The 16,356-nt window shown below is 72.4% G+C and carries 18 protein-coding genes; 9 read left to right on the top strand and 9 right to left on the bottom strand.

The features are described 5' to 3' along the window. Positions 1-53: 53 nt before the first annotated feature. Positions 54-959, top strand: a complete 906-nt coding sequence (locus ACIF83_RS21885) for a pseudouridine-5'-phosphate glycosidase (protein ID WP_393466764.1) — start codon at positions 54-56, stop codon at positions 957-959. Beyond that, positions 947-1,882 (top strand): carbohydrate kinase family protein, encoded by a 936-nt coding sequence (locus tag ACIF83_RS21880; protein WP_393466761.1) that lies wholly within the window; start codon positions 947-949, stop codon positions 1,880-1,882. Before ACIF83_RS21885 ends, ACIF83_RS21880 begins: the two co-directional genes overlap by 13 nt. A gap of 115 nt (positions 1,883-1,997) precedes the next feature. On the opposite strand, the gene ACIF83_RS21875 is transcribed toward ACIF83_RS21880, so the two are convergent. Beyond that, positions 1,998-2,792, bottom strand: coding sequence for a methyltransferase domain-containing protein (locus ACIF83_RS21875; protein WP_393466758.1), 795 nt, complete (start codon positions 2,790-2,792; stop codon positions 1,998-2,000). Between the two features lie 185 nt (positions 2,793-2,977). On the opposite strand from ACIF83_RS21875, the gene corA reads away from it, so the two are divergent. Next, positions 2,978-4,105, top strand: a complete 1,128-nt coding sequence (corA, locus tag ACIF83_RS21870; RefSeq protein ID WP_393466755.1) for a magnesium/cobalt transporter CorA — start codon at positions 2,978-2,980, stop codon at positions 4,103-4,105. Between the two features lie 4 nt (positions 4,106-4,109). On the opposite strand, the gene ACIF83_RS21865 is transcribed toward corA, so the two are convergent. From ACIF83_RS21865 to ACIF83_RS21855, 3 genes are all read right to left on the bottom strand, one after another. Then, entirely contained in the window at positions 4,110-4,523 is a 414-nt protein-coding gene (locus ACIF83_RS21865; protein ID WP_399729116.1) for a PPOX class F420-dependent oxidoreductase, read from the bottom strand. Between the two features lie 58 nt (positions 4,524-4,581). Then, positions 4,582-5,214: a uridine kinase gene (locus ACIF83_RS21860; protein WP_399729113.1), complete on the bottom strand. Its 633-nt coding sequence runs from the start codon at positions 5,212-5,214 to the stop codon at positions 4,582-4,584. A 137-nt stretch (positions 5,215-5,351) separates the two neighbouring features. Next, positions 5,352-5,651, bottom strand: coding sequence for a hypothetical protein (locus ACIF83_RS21855; protein WP_393466746.1), 300 nt, complete (start codon positions 5,649-5,651; stop codon positions 5,352-5,354). Positions 5,652-5,746: 95 nt separating this feature from the next. On the opposite strand from ACIF83_RS21855, the gene ACIF83_RS21850 reads away from it, so the two are divergent. The 3 genes from ACIF83_RS21850 to ACIF83_RS21840 all read left to right on the top strand — a co-directional run bounded on the left by ACIF83_RS21850 (position 5,747) and on the right by ACIF83_RS21840 (position 8,740). Next, entirely contained in the window at positions 5,747-6,439 is a 693-nt protein-coding gene (locus tag ACIF83_RS21850; RefSeq protein ID WP_399729110.1) for a DUF2293 domain-containing protein, read from the top strand. Positions 6,440-6,587: 148 nt separating this feature from the next. Then, positions 6,588-7,067 (top strand): DUF1772 domain-containing protein, encoded by a 480-nt coding sequence (locus ACIF83_RS21845; protein WP_393467021.1) that lies wholly within the window; start codon positions 6,588-6,590, stop codon positions 7,065-7,067. Positions 7,068-7,252: 185 nt separating this feature from the next. Further along, complete coding sequence (locus ACIF83_RS21840) at positions 7,253-8,740, top strand: glutamate synthase subunit beta (protein WP_399729440.1); 1,488 nt, start codon at positions 7,253-7,255, stop codon at positions 8,738-8,740. Between the two features lie 399 nt (positions 8,741-9,139). Here the strand turns inward: ACIF83_RS21840 and ACIF83_RS21835 are convergent, their stop codons facing one another. After that, positions 9,140-9,394, bottom strand: a complete 255-nt coding sequence (locus ACIF83_RS21835; protein ID WP_145875008.1) for a DUF397 domain-containing protein — start codon at positions 9,392-9,394, stop codon at positions 9,140-9,142. Beyond that, positions 9,395-10,255 (bottom strand): helix-turn-helix domain-containing protein, encoded by an 861-nt coding sequence (locus ACIF83_RS21830; protein ID WP_398138573.1) that lies wholly within the window; start codon positions 10,253-10,255, stop codon positions 9,395-9,397. It lies immediately after the preceding gene. A 221-nt stretch (positions 10,256-10,476) separates the two neighbouring features. On the opposite strand from ACIF83_RS21830, the gene ACIF83_RS21825 reads away from it, so the two are divergent. The 3 genes from ACIF83_RS21825 to ACIF83_RS21815 all read left to right on the top strand — a co-directional run bounded on the left by ACIF83_RS21825 (position 10,477) and on the right by ACIF83_RS21815 (position 13,847). Next, on the top strand, positions 10,477-11,115 hold the full coding sequence (locus ACIF83_RS21825; RefSeq protein WP_393466738.1) for an ATP-binding protein: 639 nt from the start codon (positions 10,477-10,479) through the stop codon (positions 11,113-11,115). After that, complete coding sequence (locus ACIF83_RS21820) at positions 11,112-11,540, top strand: hypothetical protein (RefSeq protein ID WP_393466735.1); 429 nt, start codon at positions 11,112-11,114, stop codon at positions 11,538-11,540. Before ACIF83_RS21825 ends, ACIF83_RS21820 begins: the two co-directional genes overlap by 4 nt. 363 nt (positions 11,541-11,903) lie before the next feature. Further along, positions 11,904-13,847 (top strand): ABC transporter ATP-binding protein, encoded by a 1,944-nt coding sequence (locus ACIF83_RS21815; protein ID WP_393466732.1) that lies wholly within the window; start codon positions 11,904-11,906, stop codon positions 13,845-13,847. Positions 13,848-13,853: 6 nt separating this feature from the next. Here ACIF83_RS21815 and ACIF83_RS21810 read toward each other — a convergent pair whose 3' ends face one another. The 3 genes from ACIF83_RS21810 to ACIF83_RS21800 form a co-directional block, all read right to left on the bottom strand. Next, positions 13,854-14,027 carry a hypothetical protein gene (locus ACIF83_RS21810; RefSeq protein WP_186581274.1) on the bottom strand — a complete coding sequence of 58 codons (174 nt, stop codon included), beginning with the start codon at positions 14,025-14,027 and terminating at the stop codon, positions 13,854-13,856. Between the two features lie 174 nt (positions 14,028-14,201). Beyond that, positions 14,202-14,846 carry a DUF899 domain-containing protein gene (locus ACIF83_RS21805; protein ID WP_399729104.1) on the bottom strand — a complete coding sequence of 215 codons (645 nt, stop codon included), beginning with the start codon at positions 14,844-14,846 and terminating at the stop codon, positions 14,202-14,204. Positions 14,847-14,987: 141 nt separating this feature from the next. Next, positions 14,988-16,340: an amidohydrolase gene (locus tag ACIF83_RS21800; protein ID WP_399729101.1), complete on the bottom strand. Its 1,353-nt coding sequence runs from the start codon at positions 16,338-16,340 to the stop codon at positions 14,988-14,990. Positions 16,341-16,356 lie beyond the last annotated feature (16 nt).

The following is a 16,356-nucleotide window of genomic DNA, read 5'->3' as shown; positions in this document are numbered from 1 at the left end:
GGACGTGGCGCCCGCCAGAGATGAGGAAGGACCGACGGACAGGAGGCGGGCACGTGGTGCTGGTGGTGTCGGAAGAAGTCCGGGAAGCGATCGACGCGCGGCGGCCGGTGGTGGCCCTGGAGTCCACGATCATCGCGCACGGGCTGCCGCGTCCGCGCAATCTCCAGGTGGCGCTGGAACTGGAGCACGTGGTGCGGCAGGAGGGTGCCGTCCCCGCGACCATCGCCGTCCTGGACGGGCGCCCGCACGTCGGCCTGGACAAGGAGCAGCTGGAGCGGGTCGCGAACGAGGACGGCATCCGCAAGCTGGGCCACCGTGACCTGCCGCTGGCCGTGGCGGCAGGGGCGAGCGGGGCGACGACCGTGTCGGCGACGGCGCAACTGGCGGCACTGGCGGGCGTCCGGGTGTTCGCCACGGGCGGGCTGGGCGGTGTGCACCGGGAGTGGACGGTGACCCAGGACGAGTCGGCCGACCTGGGCCTGTTGGCGCGGACCCGGATCACGGTGGTGTGCGCGGGCGTGAAGTCGATCCTGGACGTGCCGGCGACCCTGCAACGACTGGAGACGCTGGGCGTGGCCGTCGCCGGGTACCGCACCGACCGGTTCCCCGGGTTCTATCTGTCCGACTCCGGACATCCGGTCGACTGGGCGCTGCAGAGTCCGGAAGAGATCGCCGAGGTCATGCGGGCGCAGGACGCGCTGGACGCGCCGGAGTCGGCGCTGATCGTCGCCAACCCTGTCCCGGAGGAGCAGCAGCTCGATCCGGAGCTGCACGCGCGCGTGCTCGCCGACGCGCTGCACGCCTGTGACGAGGAGGGCGTCACCGGGCAGGCGGTCACGCCGTTCCTGCTCGACTTCCTGGTCCGGCACACGGACGGGGCGTCGCTGGACGCCAACCTGGCGGCGGTGCGCGGCAATGTGCGGCTGGCGGCGCGGATCGCAACGGCGTGGACCAGGTAGTGCCCGCACCCCGGGGCGGGGCGCTGCTGGTCGTCGGGGACGTCGTCACCGACGTCGTCGCCCGGCACCGGGGGCCGCTCGCGACCGGCACCGACACGACCGCCGCGATCCGGACCCTGCCGGGCGGCGCGGGCGCCAACGTGGCCTGCTGGGCGGCCCACACGGGCTGTGCGGACGTACGGCTGCTGGGGCGGGTGGGCGCGGACGCGGCGGAGTGGCACGAGCGGGAGCTGCTTGCGGCCGGGGTGCGGCCCCGGCTGGTGGTCGACCGGGAGGCGGCGACCGGGACGGTGATCTGCCTCGTCGACACCGGCGCCTCGGCCGAGCGCACGTTTCTCACGGACAGCGGGGCGTCCCTGCGGCTCGAACCCGCCGACTGGTCCGACGCGTTGCTCGACGGGGTCGCCCGGCTGCACCTGTCCGGCTATCTGTTGTTCACCGAGCCGAGCCGGGCGCTCGCCGAGGTGGCCCTCGCCGCGGCACGCGAGCGTGGCGTGCCGGTCAGTCTGGACCCGGCGTCGGCGGGCTTCCTGCTGGAGCTCGGCGTGGACCGTTTCCTGGCGTTCACGGAGGGGCTGGACGTGCTGCTGCCCAGCCGGGACGAGGCGTGTCTGCTGACCGGGTTGCCCGAACCGGCGGACGCGGCGGCCAAGTTGAGCCGGATCGTCCCGCTGGTGGTGGCCAAGTCGGGCGTGGCCGGGGCGCTGGTGGCCCGTTCCGGGGCCGTGGCCGCTCGGGTTCCGGCCGTGCCGGCGAACCCTGTGGACACCACGGGCGCCGGCGACGCCTTCACCGGCGCGTTCCTGGCCGCCCTGCTCACGGGCGCGGATCCGGAGGAGGCGGCGGCACAGGGCTGCCGGGCGGGAGCACGAGCGGTGGAACGCGTCGGCGGCAGGCCACCGCACCGGGGCACCGACAGCTAGAGGGCTTCTGGCCGACCTGGTCCACAAGACACCCTCCCTCTGACCCGGACGTCAGTTTCCGACCCGGACATCGGTTTCCGAGCGGGGCGTCATTTTCTGAGCCGGACGTCAGTGCTCAGCCCTTACGTCCCCACGCGGAGATCATCGGCGCGGTGGCCAGGTCCATGCCGCCCGCCTCCACGTTGGCCAGGTGGCGGTCGATGTCCTCGTCGGTGGCGAGGCCCGCGGCGACGAGCCGGCCGCGGATCTGGCGGACCGTGGCGGACTCCAGGGCTGTACAGGCCGGCGAGGTGACGGGGAAGTACGCGTCTGCAGCCACATCGTGCAGCCCGGCCTCGCGGAGCAGGCGCGGGAGCTTGCGGCCGTACGACAGGTCGGCGCCGCGGTCGGCGAGCAGCTTGCGGAAACCCTGCCGCAGGCGGTTGGCGAGCCGCTGCTCGGGGCCGTGCTCGTCCGGGCAGGTCAGGGGCTGAAGGGCCGGGTCGGCGTCCTCGATCAGCAGCATTCCGCCGGGCCGCAGTGCCCTGATCATGGAGTGCAAGGCCCTTTCCCGGTCCGGGACATGGACGAGGACCAGCCGGGCGTGCACCAGGTCGAAGCCGTCCCCCGGCGGTTCCTCCGCGCCCACGTCATGGACGCGGACCTCGACCGGAGGGCGGGCCACGGCGGCGAGCCGCGAGGTGTCGATGTCGGTCGCCACGACCTGCCCGGTGGGTCCGACCTGCCGGGCGAGCCAGGACACCACGGAGGTGCCGCCGGCCCCTACTTCCCAGCAGCGTCGGCCTGGCCCGAGCCCTAGTCCTTCGAGGTGCCGGAACGTCACCGGATCGAAGAGGGAGGTGAAGGCGTCGAAGCGCTCCCCCGCCTCGTTCTGCCGGTTGTGCAGGAGATACCCGTCGGATGGCGTCATACCGCGATCATCCCAGTCGCCCGGCTCGCCCGGACCGGTTGAACCGGCCGACGCTCCGTCCACAGGCGGGAACAAAGCGGAACAGACCGTTCCCACAGGCTTACCCGCGCTTTGCGCCGGGCTGGCACACTTGCCGGGCAAGGCGCGAAGGCGTTGTGCGAGGAGATCCACGCGAGGAGATCCAGATGTCCATGGCAGGGAATCTGCGGAAGGTCACGGGGTTGGGCAGGGTCGGCAGCCTGCGCAAGGTGGCGCGGCTGGCCCGGCGGCGGCCGCGCGTGGACCTGAGTCACCCCGCCCGGTCACCGCTCGGTTCCTCCGTGGTGAACTGCGTGACGTACCAGGAAGGCGCCCGGGTGCCGGGGTGCACCGACCTGGTGAATGCCGTGGAGATGGTGCGCAAGAGCGGCGAGGGGTTCGTCTGGCTGGGGCTGCACGAGCCTACGGACAGCGAGTTCGCGGGCATCGCCGAGCTGTTCGACCTGCACCCGCTGGCGGTGGAGGATGCGGTGGAGGCCCATCAGCGCCCGAAGCTGGAGCGGTACGGGGAAACGCTCTTCGCCGTGTTCAAGACCGTCTGCTACGTGGAGCACGAGCAGCTGACGGCGACGAGCGAGGTGGTCGACACCGGCGAGATCATGGTGTTCGTCGGCGAGGACTTCGTCATCACGGTGCGGCACGGGCGGCACGGCTCACTCGGCCCGCTGCGCGAGGAGTTGGAGGCGGATCCGCAGCAGCTCGCCAAGGGGCCGGCGGCGGTGCTGCACGCGATCGCCGACCACGTCGTGGACGACTATCTGACCGTCACGGACGCGGTGCAGGCCGACATCGACCAGGTCGAGACGGACGTGTTCTCGGAGAACGGCGCGCGGGCCGACCCGGGGCGCATCTACCAGCTGAAGCGTGAACTCCTCGAGCTGAAGCGGGCGGTGGTGCCGCTGGGCCGCCCGGTCGAGGATCTGGCGACCCGGCCGATCCGGGTGATCGACCCGGAGATACAGGCGTACTTCAGGGACGTGTTCGACCACCTGATGCGGGCCAAGGAGCAGATAGCCGCGTTCGACGAACTGCTCAACTCCATCCTGCAGGCGCATCTCGCGCAGGTGACGGTCGCGCAGAACGAGGACATGCGGAAGATCACGGCCTGGGCGGCGGTGATCGCCGTACCGACGATGGTGTGCGGGGTCTACGGCATGAACTTCGACCACATGCCGGAGCTGCACTGGCGGTTCGGCTATCCGCTCGTGATGGGCGTGATGGCGGCGGCCTGTCTCGTCCTGTACCGGGGCTTCAGGCGCAACGGCTGGCTGTGACCTCTCACGCCGAGAAGGCCACGACCTCCCGCGGGACGACCCTGATGATCACGGGGACCTCGTCGTCCTTCTCGGCCGGCGGGTCGATGCCGAGGTACTTGTGCGACAGCTCGTGCGGGAGCCGCTTGTCCTCGTCCGGCAGGATCTCGGCGACCCCTCGGATCTCGGCGGAGTGGTAGGGGTTGGCCAGGTCGAAGACCGTCAGGCTGATGCGCGGATCACGGCGGAGGTTGCGCACCTTCTGACGGCCGCCGGTGGACGAGAAGAGCACGGTGTCGCCCTCGCGCTTGATCCAGACCACCGAGTTCTGCGGGGCGCCGTCGGGACCGAGGGTGGCGACGCCGGCGAAGTTCTTGCCGTCGAGGAGGGCGCGGACGGAGTCGTCGAAGGAGACGGGAGTGCCGGAGGAGATCGTCATGGCGCCACCCTAGTTACATGCACGTGCATACACAGGGAGGTTGGCCAAGCCGCTTGGATCAGCCGCGCCAGGCGGGGTGGCGAGGATCGTCGGCGCGCACGAGGACGTCGGCGGTGCCGGCCGGATCGGTCTCGCCCTCGTAGCGCTCGAAGGCGGGGAGCGTCCAGTGGTCGGTCTCCGGGGTGCGGCGGCGCAGGGCGCCTTGGGAAAGGAGGACGTGGACGGTCAGGTCGAAGGGGAACCAGTGCCGCAGGAGAAGGGGGCCATGGAGCAACAGGATCCCGCCGGGTGGGAGTTGGACGTACGGGCTGCGGGTGGCACGGTCGGTGTCCGGGTCCCACAGGTCGGGCAGGACGCGGCCGCTGCCACCGGGGTCGAGCGGGCCGAGGACCTCGCGCCACAGGGCGCCCGTGTCGAACCAGCCGTCGTAGTAGGACTCCGCGTCCCGTCGCCCGTGTTCCAGGCGGAGAGAGGCAGGGCGCAGAAAGCCCTCGGCGCCGACGACGAGTGACGGCCGACCGCGCACGCGCAGCGCTTCGGCGACGCGCTCGGCGAGGTCCACCGGTCGGGCGGCCGGCGCCCCGTCGAAGCCGACGCGCGGCCAGGCACCCCCGTCGGCCGGCTGCAGCTCGAGCAGCCGGTCGGCGAGCAGCTCGGCGAGCCGGTCCCAGGTGATCGCTTCGAGTCGCACAACCCCCATGATGCCGGGAGGGATCGGCGGGCCAGGTCGGCAGGGTGGGCGACGGCCACCGGGACGGCCGTCCGATCCCGGACCCGGGTCGCCGGCGCACACCACGGGTCGCCGGCGCACGCCTGGGTCGTCGGCGGTTACCGGAGCGCGGTGGCGAGACCGGCAAAGCGGGCGACGGCCGCCGGGACAGTCGCCCGGCCCCGCACCGAGGGCCACCGGCGCACACCACCGGTCTCCGGCGGTTGCCGGAACGCGGTGGCGAGGCCGTCGGCCGGGCGATGCTCGCGCCCGCCGGGCACGGCGAGCAGGGCGGGGCACCGGCCGGCCGGCCGGTAGCGCGGGTGGGCGGAGAGCGGGTCCCGGGCGGTGAGTCCTGGCCGTCGTGCACGGACCGCACGGTGGCCGGGGTGGAAGTGGTCGCCACCCAGGTGCGGCACCGTGCGCAGGTGTCGGTGTTCAGCTTCCGGGAGAAGGTGTGGGTGCGGCCGGTCGGGTGTGGGAGCGGTGGGCGCAGACGGGGAAAGAAGGGCGTATGGCACCTTCTTCAACTCCCCGGGTCCCCAGCGGACTTGTTGCCGTCCAGCCGCTGCGGGGCAAGCGCTGCGCGGGGTGCCGGCGTGGGCCGCTCTCGCTGCTCGTGCTGGAGGACGGCGTGCCGCGCTGCCTCCACTGCGCCGACCTGGGACACCTGGTGTTCCTGCCGCGGGGCGACACCGCACTGACCCGCCGGGCACGGGAAGAGAGCACGCTCTCGGTGGTGGTCGTGCGGTTCAACCGGCGCAAGAGCCGGTACGAGCGGCAGGGCGTTCTCGTGGAGGAGGCGGCGCTGGCCCGGGCCGAGGCGCGGTGCCTGGCGGACGCGGAGGCGCGGCGTCGGCGGCGGGCCCGGGACGCCCGGCGCAGGGCGGCGGAGGACGAGCGGTTCGTGGCGGCGTTCGCGGGGGAGATCCTGCGGCTGTTTCCGGGGTGCCCGGCCGAGCGGGCCCGGGCGATCGCGGCGCATGCGTCGGTGCGGGGCAGCGGGCGGGTCGGGCGCAGTGCGGCCGGGCGGGCGCTGTCGGAGGGGGCGGTGATCTCGGCTGTCGTGGCGGGCATACGGCACGTGGACACGCCGTACGACCAGCTGCTGATGAGCGGGGTGTCGAGGTTCGAGGCGCGGCGGCGGATCGCGGCGGCCGTGGAGAGTGTGCTGCAGGGGTGGGCGGAGGAGGCCGACGTCGGCTGAGGATGCCTGCGGCAGGGCAGCGGGGCTGGACGCCCGCGTATGCGCCTGCGTCCCTCGGCCATGGTCGCCTCGGCGAACTGTGCATTCACTGGAAGGGAGCGCTGAGGCCGGGTCTCGGCCCGGGACGAGCTGGAAGTGGGGTGTGACCGTGATCGATGGGCCGTTCTTCGTGCTGGCCGTGCTGGGTGTGCTGGGGACCGGGCTGGTGGCCGGGGTGTTCTGCGGGTTCTCGACCTTCGTGATGCGCGGGCTGGCCGCGCTGCCTCCGGCGCAGGGCGTCGCCGCGATGAAGGCGATCAACGTGGCCGCCGTGCGGCCCGCCTTCATGCTGGTGTTCGTCGGCTCGGCGGTGCTGTGCGCGACAACCGCGGTGGTGACGTTCGTGGTGTGGCCGGACGAGGGGAAGCTGGAGCTGCTGCTGGGCAGCGCGCTGTACCTGTTCGGCTCCTTCGGGCTGACCATGGCCGCGAACGTGCCCCGCAACGACAGGCTGGCCCGGATGGCCCCGGGCAGCCCCGAGGCCACGGCGTACTGGCCGCAGTACGTGCGCGAGTGGACGTTCTGGAACCACGTCCGCACGGTCGCCTCCGCCGCGGCCGCCGTCGTGTACGTGCTGACCCTCGTCTGAGCCTCCCCTGTGCGGGATCGGGGAGCCGGCGGGCCGGGCGCTGAGGGAATCCCGCCAGAAAGCGCTGTCCGCCACTCTGCGTGTGTGTCGGGGTGGACGTATCGTGGCCGAAAGAGTGCCGCCCGATGACGCACGGCCCGTCGTACATCGAGTACCTCCGGTACACGTACGCGAGGAAGACGACCATGGCCGATCCCAAGGGGTTCATGACCACGCCGCGCCAGGAGTGGCCGCGGCGGCCTGTCGAGGAACGGGTCCGGGACTGGGACGAGGTCTACGTCCCGCGAGCGCTGCTGCCGATCATCAGCAAGCAGGCGGACCGCTGCATGGACTGCGGCATCCCGTTCTGCCACGAGGCCTGCCCGCTGGGCAATCTGATCCCCGAGTGGAACGACCTGGTCTCCCGCGAGGACTGGCGCGCGGCGAGCGACCGGCTGCACGCGACGAACAACTTCCCCGAGTTCACCGGAAGGCTGTGTCCGGCGCCCTGCGAGGCCGGGTGTGTGCTGGCGATCAACCAGCCGGCCGTGACCATCAAGAACGTCGAGTGCGCGATTGCCGACCGGGCGTGGCAGGAGGGTTTCACCCCGCCGCGGCCCCCGGACCGGCTGTCGGGGAAGACCGTCGCGGTGATCGGCTCCGGGCCGACCGGGCTCGCCGCGGCCCAGCAGCTGACCCGGGCCGGGCACACCGTCGCCGTGTACGAGCGGGACGACCGGATCGGGGGGCTCATGCGGTACGGCATCCCCGAGTTCAAGATGGAGAAGCGGCATCTGGACCGGCGGCTCGCGCAGATGCGGGCCGAGGGGACGAGGTTCCGTACGTCGACGGTGGTCGGGCGGGATGTCCCGGCGGACGATCTGCGGACCCGCTACGACGCGGTGGTGGTGGCCACGGGTGCGACGGAGTGGCGGGAACTTCCGGTGCCGGGCCGGGAGCTGACCGGGATACACCAGGCGATGGAGTACCTGCCGCTGGCCAACCGGGTGTGCGAGGGGGATCTGGAGGCCTCGCCGCTGTCCGCGGCCGGAAAGCATGTGGTGATCGTGGGCGGCGGCGACACCGGGGCGGACTGTCTGGGGACCGCGGTGCGCGAGGGGGCCGCGTCGGTGACCCAGCTGGACATCTACGCGCAGCCGGGTACCGAGCGCGACGAGGAGGCCGAGCCCTGGCCGACGTACCCGAAGCTCTACCGGCTGTCCGCCGCGCACGAGGAGGCACGGGACCTGCGGACGGCTCCGGCGGCGGACGCGGACGCACGGCTGTTCGCGGCGTCCACGCTCCGCTTCGTCGGGGACGACAGCGGGCACGTTCGATCGCTGCACCTGGTCGAGGTGGACGAGCGGCGGCAGCCGGTGCAGGGCACCGGGCGGACGCTGCCCGCCGACCTGGTGCTGCTGGCCCTCGGTTTCTCCGGGCCCGACCGGGAGGACGGGCTGGTCGACCAGCTGGGGCTGTTGATGGAGCCGCGAGGCACGATCGCCCGCGACGGCTGCTTCGCGACCAACGTCGCCGGCGTGTTCGCCGCCGGCGACGCGGCGCGCGGGCAGTCGCTCATCGTGTGGGCGATCGCGGAGGGGCGGGCGGTGGCGGCAGCCGTGGACCGTTACCTGACGGGGAGTTCACGGCTGCCGGCGCCGATATCCGCGCACGACCGGCCGATGGCCGTGTGAGGAAGCGGGGGTTGCGGATCGTCCGGCGCCGCTGGTTCCCGCCGTCGCGGTGACGCGCCGTCGCGGCGGGGTCAAGTGGGCGTTGACTCAAGGGGGCCACGGCGCCGGAGGCACGTCGGCGACGACACCGGCCGGCGGACGTCACCGGCGCCTCTCGTCCGTTCCCGCCACCTTCACGGTCGCCGGCGCCGCCCGGTTCCTCGTGCTGGCCGTAAGGACGGACCGGCCGCGTTCCGGCACCCGCAGACGCGCATGCCGACGGCCTACGGCCTGGTGGTCGGGTACGCCACGCCGCCGGAACACGCCTACGGAGCGGCGCCTGAGGCGTTGTTGCGGGGTGCTGCCACCAGGGTGGGAGTCTTGGGCAAGTCGAGCAAGAAGCAATAACCATCGGGCGGTTCAGGAGAGCAGGAAGTCGGCCTCCCCCGCCTTGGCGCCCTCGATGAACGCGGTCATCTCGTCCGTGGTGTAGATCAGCGCCGGTCCGTCCGGGTCGGTCGACTGCCGTACGGCGATCCGGCCGTCGGCGAGCTTCATCGCCTCCAGACAGTTTCCGCCGTTGCCGCCGCTCCAGGGCTTGTGCCACCCCTCGCTGCCCAACTCCCGTGCGGGCATGCCGTTGTAGACGCGAGTGCGCGGCTCTATGTGATCCATTCACAGCTCCTTGCGGAGATCCTGGAGGATCTCCTTCGTGCGTTGTGCCGTGGCGGCCTGCGCCGCCATGCGGTCCATGACCTCCAGGTGGGTCGCCACCTCGGAGCGCGCGTCCAGGTAGACCGCGCCGGTCAGGTACTCGCTGTAGACCATGTCCGGGAGTTCCGGCATGGCGAATCGGAACAGGACGAAGGGTCCGTACGTCCCCGGGTGGGGCCCGTTGGCGAACGGGGCGACCTGGAGCGTCACATTCGGCAGCGTCGTGGCCTCGAGCAACTTCTCGATCTGCGTACGCATCACCTCCGGGCCGCCGACCGGGCGGCGCAGGGCCGTCTCGTCCATCACCGCCCAGAAACGGGGGGCGTCGGTACGAGTGAGCAGTTCCTGGCGTTGCATGCGCAGCGCGACATGGCGCTCGATGTCGTCGGGGCTGGTCTGGCCGATGGCACCCGACTTCAGTACGCCGCGCGCGTAGTCCTCGGTCTGCAGCAGGCCGGGGACGAAGTGCGGCTCGTAGGAGCGGATGAGGCCGGCCGCGCCCTCCAGGCTGACGTACATCGAGAACCAGCCCGGCAGGATGTCGTGGAACCGCTGCCACCAACCGGGCTTGTTGGCCTCCTCGGCCAGTTGGACGAAGACGTCGGCCTCGGCTTCGGGAACTCCATAGGCCTTCAGCAGCAGTTGCAGGTACGGGATCTTGAGGGCGACCTCGGCCATCTCCATACGGCGGATGGTGGCGGGGGCGACGCGGAGCACATGGGCGGCCTCCTCGCGCTTCAACCCGGCGCGCTCCCGCAGGTCCAGCAGGCGCCGGCCGAGGACCACCTGGCCCACGGTCGGCGCGGACCGCGGCTCGCTCACGCTCCCACCTCCGACACAAGAGTCCGCTCCGGCAAAAGAATCCCGACAGCCCTGCGGCGCCGTTCGAAGACTCATTCGAAGATCCGGCCGGATCGACGACGGTCCCAATTGGCGCCGCTCGAGGTGCTGTTGCGAGCAGTGTGCCACGGCCGTTGACCGAGTCACACAGCACTCTGCATTTTTCATAGTGACACTTGCCAAGTGTCCACGCCGGGGAGATAGTGGCAAGCGTGATTCCGTCCGCGCCCTTAGGAACAGACGCCGCCGCAGACCGCCTTGGTCCAGGTGCGGCAACGGGAGCAGCCCCTGGTGGGGGCGCTGCCGAGCGCCGGTTCCGCTTCGAGCTGGCCGCACATCCGGGTTCCCCCGCCCAGGCGAGACGCCTGACGCGTGCCCGGCTGACCGGCTGGTCGGTGTGCGCGGACACCTGCGACAACGCGGCCCTCGTCATATCTGAGCTGGTCACCAACGCCATCGTGCACACCGCGAGCAGTCGCGTGGTGTGCGAGCTGCACGACCACGACGACATGGTGCGCATAGCCGTGCGTGACGAGGGTTGCGCGCCCGGCGAGCCCCACCCGTCCCCGCAGCGCCCCGACGAGGAGCACGGGAGGGGGTTGCTCCTCGTCGACGCACTGTGCCAGGCGTGGGGTGCGCAGGAACACGGTCCGGGGCTGCTGGTCTGGGCCGAGCTGGCCCGCCAGACCGACGCGGCCCGCGGCACCGTGGAGCCGCGCAACGACCTGGGCTGGGGCGCCCGCCCCAAGCCGGACGGCCCGCCGCCCGGTCCGGGCGAGGAGGAAGAGGCACAGGCCCGGCACCGGGCCCCGGAGCAGCGGCGCGCGTGGGAGCGGCCGTGAGCGGCGCCGACGAGTCCGGCCGGCCGCTCGGCCTGGACACCCTGGTCCGCCTCGGACGCCGGCAGCACACACCGGCCACGGTCCGTCGCCTGCAGGTACCGGAGGGCATGACGTCACCGCTGGGCTGTGACGCCGTGGCCGTACCCGACCGCCTCGGACCACTGATCGTCCCGCGGCTGCCGCGGGTGGGCTGCGTGTACGCCGACGGCACGCACTGGTGGTGGATCGTCCCGTCGGACTCCGACTACGCCCTCCCCTGGCCGGCCCCCGCCCAGTACGCCCCCGGCGCCCTGGTCCCCGCCACCGCCCGCCTGATCCACCGACCCGAGGGCACGGTCCCCTACACCCCGCCGATCCCCCTGTACCTGGCCCTGTGCCGGGTGACGGGGACCACCCCGGACTGGTCCCGAGCCGTCTCGGCGTGAGGCTGCGCCGGCTTCGGCCGGTGGGTGAGGTGAGGTGCGGGACTCTCGCCCGGGGCTCCTCGTGACCGGCGCCGCCTCCCTCGGCGGACGCCGCAGCCGTGGGCCCTCCTCGCCGGGCGGACGCCGCAGCCCTGGGTCCCCTGGCTCGCCGGGCGCGACAGCCCCGCGTCCCGGCCCCGACCCGATGACCGCCACGCGCCAAGACCCCTCACTCAGCCGGCGCCACAACCCGACGGCCCACGCCCGCCACCCCTCCACCGCCGCACCCCCTGCGCGCCCCCGCCACCACCTCTCGCGCCCTGCCCCATCGCCGGTCCGCCCGCGATAGTGGCCGTTCGGTCATGGGCCAGGGGGAGGGGCGCGGTGAGGAAGAAGCGCGAGGCGGGTGGCTCCGAGGTCTCGGGGTCGGAGCAGCTGCTGTTCGGGGGGCCACTGCGGTACGACATGGGGTGGAACGAGCATGCGGACGCCTTTCTGGAACTGAGCTTCCGGGCGATGGTGGTCCGGTTGCCCGGCATGCTGGCGTCCAGCCTGCGGTTGGCCCGGCAGGCGGACCCACGGGCGGCCCGGATCGTGCTGGCCACCGAGCTGGCCCGGGGCGTGGCCCAGGCGGCGAGCCTGCTGGCCGTGAACAGCGCGCTCGGAAAGCTGCTCGCCGGGCCCGACATCGCGCAGCGGCTGCGCGCGGCCGCCCCCGCCCTGGCCGTCATGGCCGCCGTGATGCTGGTCGCGGCGCTGCTGCGGGCCGCGTCGACCTATGCCACCGGACGGCTGGAGCCCAAGGTGGAGCGGGTGGCGACCGAGCTGTACCTGGAGCGGGCGGCCAACGTGGAGCTGGCCGCGATCGAGGACCACGCCTTCCACAAGCTGCTGGACACCGCCCAGTACGGCGCCCGGTCCGCCCGCGGCATGATCTCCATCGGCGCCCGGGTCATCAACGCGGTGATCTCCCTGATCGCTGCGGCCGGTGTGCTCACCGTGCTGCATCCGGCGCTGCTGCCGCTGCTGGTCACCATGACCCTGCCCAGCGCCTGGGGCGCCCTGACCAACGCCCGCCGCCGCTACGAGTCCTTCCACACCTGGGTGCAGCACGCCCGCGCCGGCCATCTGATCGGCAACCTGCTCACCGAACCCGCCGCGGCCCCGGAGATCCGGGTGCACGGCGTCGGCCCGTTCCTGCTGCGGCACTTCCGCTCCATGTCGGAGACCGCCGAGGCGGAGCAGGCCCGGCTGTCCCGGCTGGCCGCCCGGACCGGTCTGATCGCGGCCGCCTGGACGGGGCTCGCGACCGTCGCGACGTACGCCACGCTGGGCGCGCTGCTGCTGGGCGGCGCGATGGCCCTGTCCGTGGCCGGTACGGCGGTGATCGCGATCCGTACCGGGTCGGCGAGCCTGGACACGCTGGTGCTGGAGATCAACGAGCTGCACGAGGAGGCCCTCTTCGTGGGCGATCTGCAGCGGCTGTACGCCGAGGCGGCCGAGCGGGCGATCCCGGTCGGGGGCGCGCCGTTGCCCGAGGAGCCACGGGAGATCCGGTTCGAGAACGTCACGTTCAGCTATCCGGGCGAGGCGGCCCACCCCGCCCTCGACGATGTGAGCCTCACGCTCCCGCTCGGCCGGATCATCGCGCTCGTCGGCGAGAACGGCTCGGGCAAGACCACCCTGGTCAAGCTGCTCGCGGGGCTGTACACACCGGACCGGGGCCGGATCCTGTGGGACGGTGTCGACGCCGCGAGCGCCGACCGGCGGCTGCTCGCCGAGCGCGTCGCGATGGTCGCCCAGGACTTCAAGCGCTGGCCGTTCACCGCGCGGGTGAACGTGGCCGTCGGCCGCTCCTCCGCGCCCCTGACCGAGGAACGCCTGGCCACGTCGATCGCCGAGGCGGGGGCCGAGGAGGTGGTGGCGGATCTGCCGCGCGGCCTGGACACGCTGCTGGCGCGCAACTTCAGCGGCGGCCACGAGCTGTCCGGCGGCCAGTGGCAGCGCCTCGGCATCGCCCGGGCGGCCTACCGGCGCGGGCGCATCCTGATCGTGGACGAGCCGACGGCGGCGCTGGACGCACGGGCCGAGCTGGAGGTGTTCGACAAGATCCGGGCGCTGGCGGGCAGCGGTCAGACGGTCGTTCTGATCACCCACCGGCTGGCCTCGGTCCGCCATGCCGACCTGGTGCACGTACTGGAGCACGGGCGGCTGGTGGAGTCCGGCACTCCGGAGGAACTCCTGGCCGGGGGCGGTGTCTACGCGGAGTTGTATGCGCTGCAGGCGGAGCAGTTCACGGCGAAGGTGCCTGCCCCGAAGCCGGCCTGAGCCGTCTCACTCCGTGGCGTCGCCGCGCACGATGACCAGGAAGGTGTCCGTCGCGAGGTCCATGACGACCTCGGCGGGCAGGCCTTCGAGCCGCCGGGCGTGCGCGAACTCCTCCGCCGGCCACGATCCCCGCGGGCCACCTGCGGGAAAGCACTCGAGCACGGTTCGCCCGTTCACCATCTCGCACCTCCAGAAAGCGTCGTACTTCTTGGAGTTAACGCCCTGGAGAAGGCCGACGGCTCGCTCGGTGACGGGACTGAGACATTGTTGACACCCGGTCAGAGCGGACCGTGAGGATCCGTTCACTTTCCGACAGAAACGGCACATTCGGCGACGATCTCGCCACGTTCTGTGTCACTCCTCGTACTCGTCGTGGTATCGCAGCCGTTCGCTGCCCGCCGGGTTGCGGCCGAGCGCGGTGAGGTCGAGCAGGCCGGTGGTGGCACCGAGGCCGTCCAGGCCGTCGTCGTGGACCGAGTAGGTGTGGAAGACCTGGCCGCGCTCCCGCAGGAAGCAGCTGAGGCCGGGCCGCTCGACCAGCTCCCCGCCCCGCTCCACCGTCGCCCCGAAGTCACGGTTGAAGTCGCTGTGGCAGGACGAGTACCACGGCACCGCCCAGCCCATCCGCGCCTTGAACGGCAGGAGCCGGGTGAACGGCGCCCGGGAGACGGCCGCGAACGAGGTGTTCCGGGCCCGCAGATGGGCGAGGTGGCCGACCTGGTCGAGGAAGGCCGCGCAGCGCGGGCAGCCCGCCTCCCACTCCGGCGCGAACATGAAGTGGTGGACGACGAGTTGGGCCCGGCCCTCGAAGAGGTCGACGAGGGTGGCCTTGCCGTCGCCGCCCTCGAAGACGTACTCCGGGTCGACCGCGACCATGGGCAGCCGCCGCCGCTCGGCGCTCAGTATGTCCCGCGCCCTGCTGACCGCCTCCTCCTTGCGCAGCAACTCCTCGCGCGCCGCGCGCCACTGCTCACGCGAGACGATCTCCGGAAGCGACATGAGCCCTCCTGCCCGCCGGTCGGTTCGGAGTGGTGACCGCCGTCGGGAGCGGAACTCATCGGAGTACGGCGCCGGATTCCAAGATTCTTTTCCGGCGCCCCTCAGGCGTCCCGGGGCGGACTCACGTGTCCCGGGGCGGACTCAGGTGTCGTACTCCTGGATGCGCCGTCCGTGGCTCCGGTCGATCAGGGCGGGCAGCCGCTGGTCCAACTCCCGGACGACGGCGGGCACGTCGAGGGTGAGCAGCTCGCGGTCCCGCATCAGGACACGGCCGTCCACGATGGTGGTGCGGACGTCGGAGGAGCGTGCGCTGTGCACGAGGGTGGCCGCGAGGTCGTGTACCGGCTGGGTGTGCGGGCCGGTGAGGTCGACCAGGACGATGTCGGCGCGCCGGCCGGGGGCGAGGGTGCCGATGCTGCCGTCGAGGCCGACCGCGCGGGCGCTCTGGAGCGTGGCGTGGTACAGGGCCTGACGGGAAGTCAGCCAGCGCGGGTCGCCCTCGGCGGACTTCTGGATCAGCGAGGTCAGCGCCATCGACTCCCACACGTCGAGGGAGTTGTTGGAGGCGGCGCCGTCCGTGGCGAGGCCGACGGGGACGCCGATCGCGCGCAGGGCCCGTACCGGGGTGGTGTCGGGCCAGGCGAACTTGAGGTAGCCGCGGGGTGCGGTCGCCACCGCCGTACGGCCGCCCGTGCGGGCGAGGAGCGGCAGGTCGCGCTCGATGATGCCGGTGCCGTGGGCGACGAGCAGGTCGGTGTCGAGGAGTCCGGTGCGGTCGAGGACCTCGACGGGGGTGAGGCCGTGCCGGGCGAGGCTGGTGTCGGTCTGGTCGCGGTTCTCGGCGGCGTGGAGGTGGACGGGCAGGCCGTGGGCGCGGGCGAGTTCGGCGGTGGCGGTGAGGTCGGCGTCCGTGACGGTGTAGGGGGCGTGCGGTGCGAGGGCGGTGGTGATGCGCCCGCCGGCGGCGCCCCGGTGGCCCAGCGCGAACTCCAGTGACCGTTCCCGTCCTTGCGGGCCCTGCGAGGAGAAGTAGGCCTCGCCGAGGTGGGCCCGCATCCCGCACTCGGTGACGACGTCGGCGACCACGTCCATGTGGAAGTAGTGGTCGGCGAAGCAGGTGACCCCGCCGCGGATCATCTCGGCACAGGCGAGCCGGGCGCCCAGCTCGACGTCCTTCTCGGTGAGGTTGGACTCGACGGGCCAGACGACGTCGTTGAACCACTCCTCGGTCGGCAGGTCCTCGGCGAGCCCGCGCAGGGCGACCATCGGCGCGTGCGTGTGGCAGTTGACGAGTCCGGGCATCGCGACCTGCCCGCGCGCCTCGATCCGCTCCATGGCCGCCAGATCCGCCGCGGCGGCCGCGGTGGTCACCGCCTCGATCGCACCTTCGCGTACGACGATCGCGGCGTCCTCGCGGAAGCCGATCCGCTCCTCCTCGTCGTGCACGAGGACGGTGCAGCCGGTGACGACCAGGTCGGCGGGGGAGGCGCTCATGGGCCCAACGTACGAC

This window comes from Streptomyces sp. NPDC085866 (genome assembly GCF_044541035.1).
Classification (GTDB): Bacteria; Actinomycetota; Actinomycetes; order Streptomycetales; family Streptomycetaceae; genus Streptomyces.
Note: the sequence above shows the minus strand (reverse complement) of the source record. Positions and strands in the feature narration are given on the sequence as shown.

What these genes read in the sequence shown, in the direction of transcription:
- ACIF83_RS21840 (WP_399729440.1), top strand. Translation starts at nt 7,253, where the DNA reads ATGGCCGATCCCAAGGGGTTCATGACCACGCCGCGCCAGGAGTGGCCG.
- ACIF83_RS21865 (WP_399729116.1), bottom strand. Translation starts at nt 4,523, where the DNA reads ATGACGATCTCCTCCGGCACTCCCGTCTCCTTCGACGACTCCGTCCGC.
- corA (WP_393466755.1), top strand. Translation starts at nt 2,978, where the DNA reads ATGTCCATGGCAGGGAATCTGCGGAAGGTCACGGGGTTGGGCAGGGTC.
- ACIF83_RS21835 (WP_145875008.1), bottom strand. Translation starts at nt 9,394, where the DNA reads ATGGATCACATAGAGCCGCGCACTCGCGTCTACAACGGCATGCCCGCA.
- ACIF83_RS21805 (WP_399729104.1), bottom strand. Translation starts at nt 14,846, where the DNA reads ATGTCGCTTCCGGAGATCGTCTCGCGTGAGCAGTGGCGCGCGGCGCGC.
- ACIF83_RS21810 (WP_186581274.1), bottom strand. Translation starts at nt 14,027, where the DNA reads ATGGTGAACGGGCGAACCGTGCTCGAGTGCTTTCCCGCAGGTGGCCCG.
- ACIF83_RS21875 (WP_393466758.1), bottom strand. Translation starts at nt 2,792, where the DNA reads ATGACGCCATCCGACGGGTATCTCCTGCACAACCGGCAGAACGAGGCG.
- ACIF83_RS21850 (WP_399729110.1), top strand. Translation starts at nt 5,747, where the DNA reads ATGGCACCTTCTTCAACTCCCCGGGTCCCCAGCGGACTTGTTGCCGTC.
- ACIF83_RS21800 (WP_399729101.1), bottom strand. Translation starts at nt 16,340, where the DNA reads ATGAGCGCCTCCCCCGCCGACCTGGTCGTCACCGGCTGCACCGTCCTC.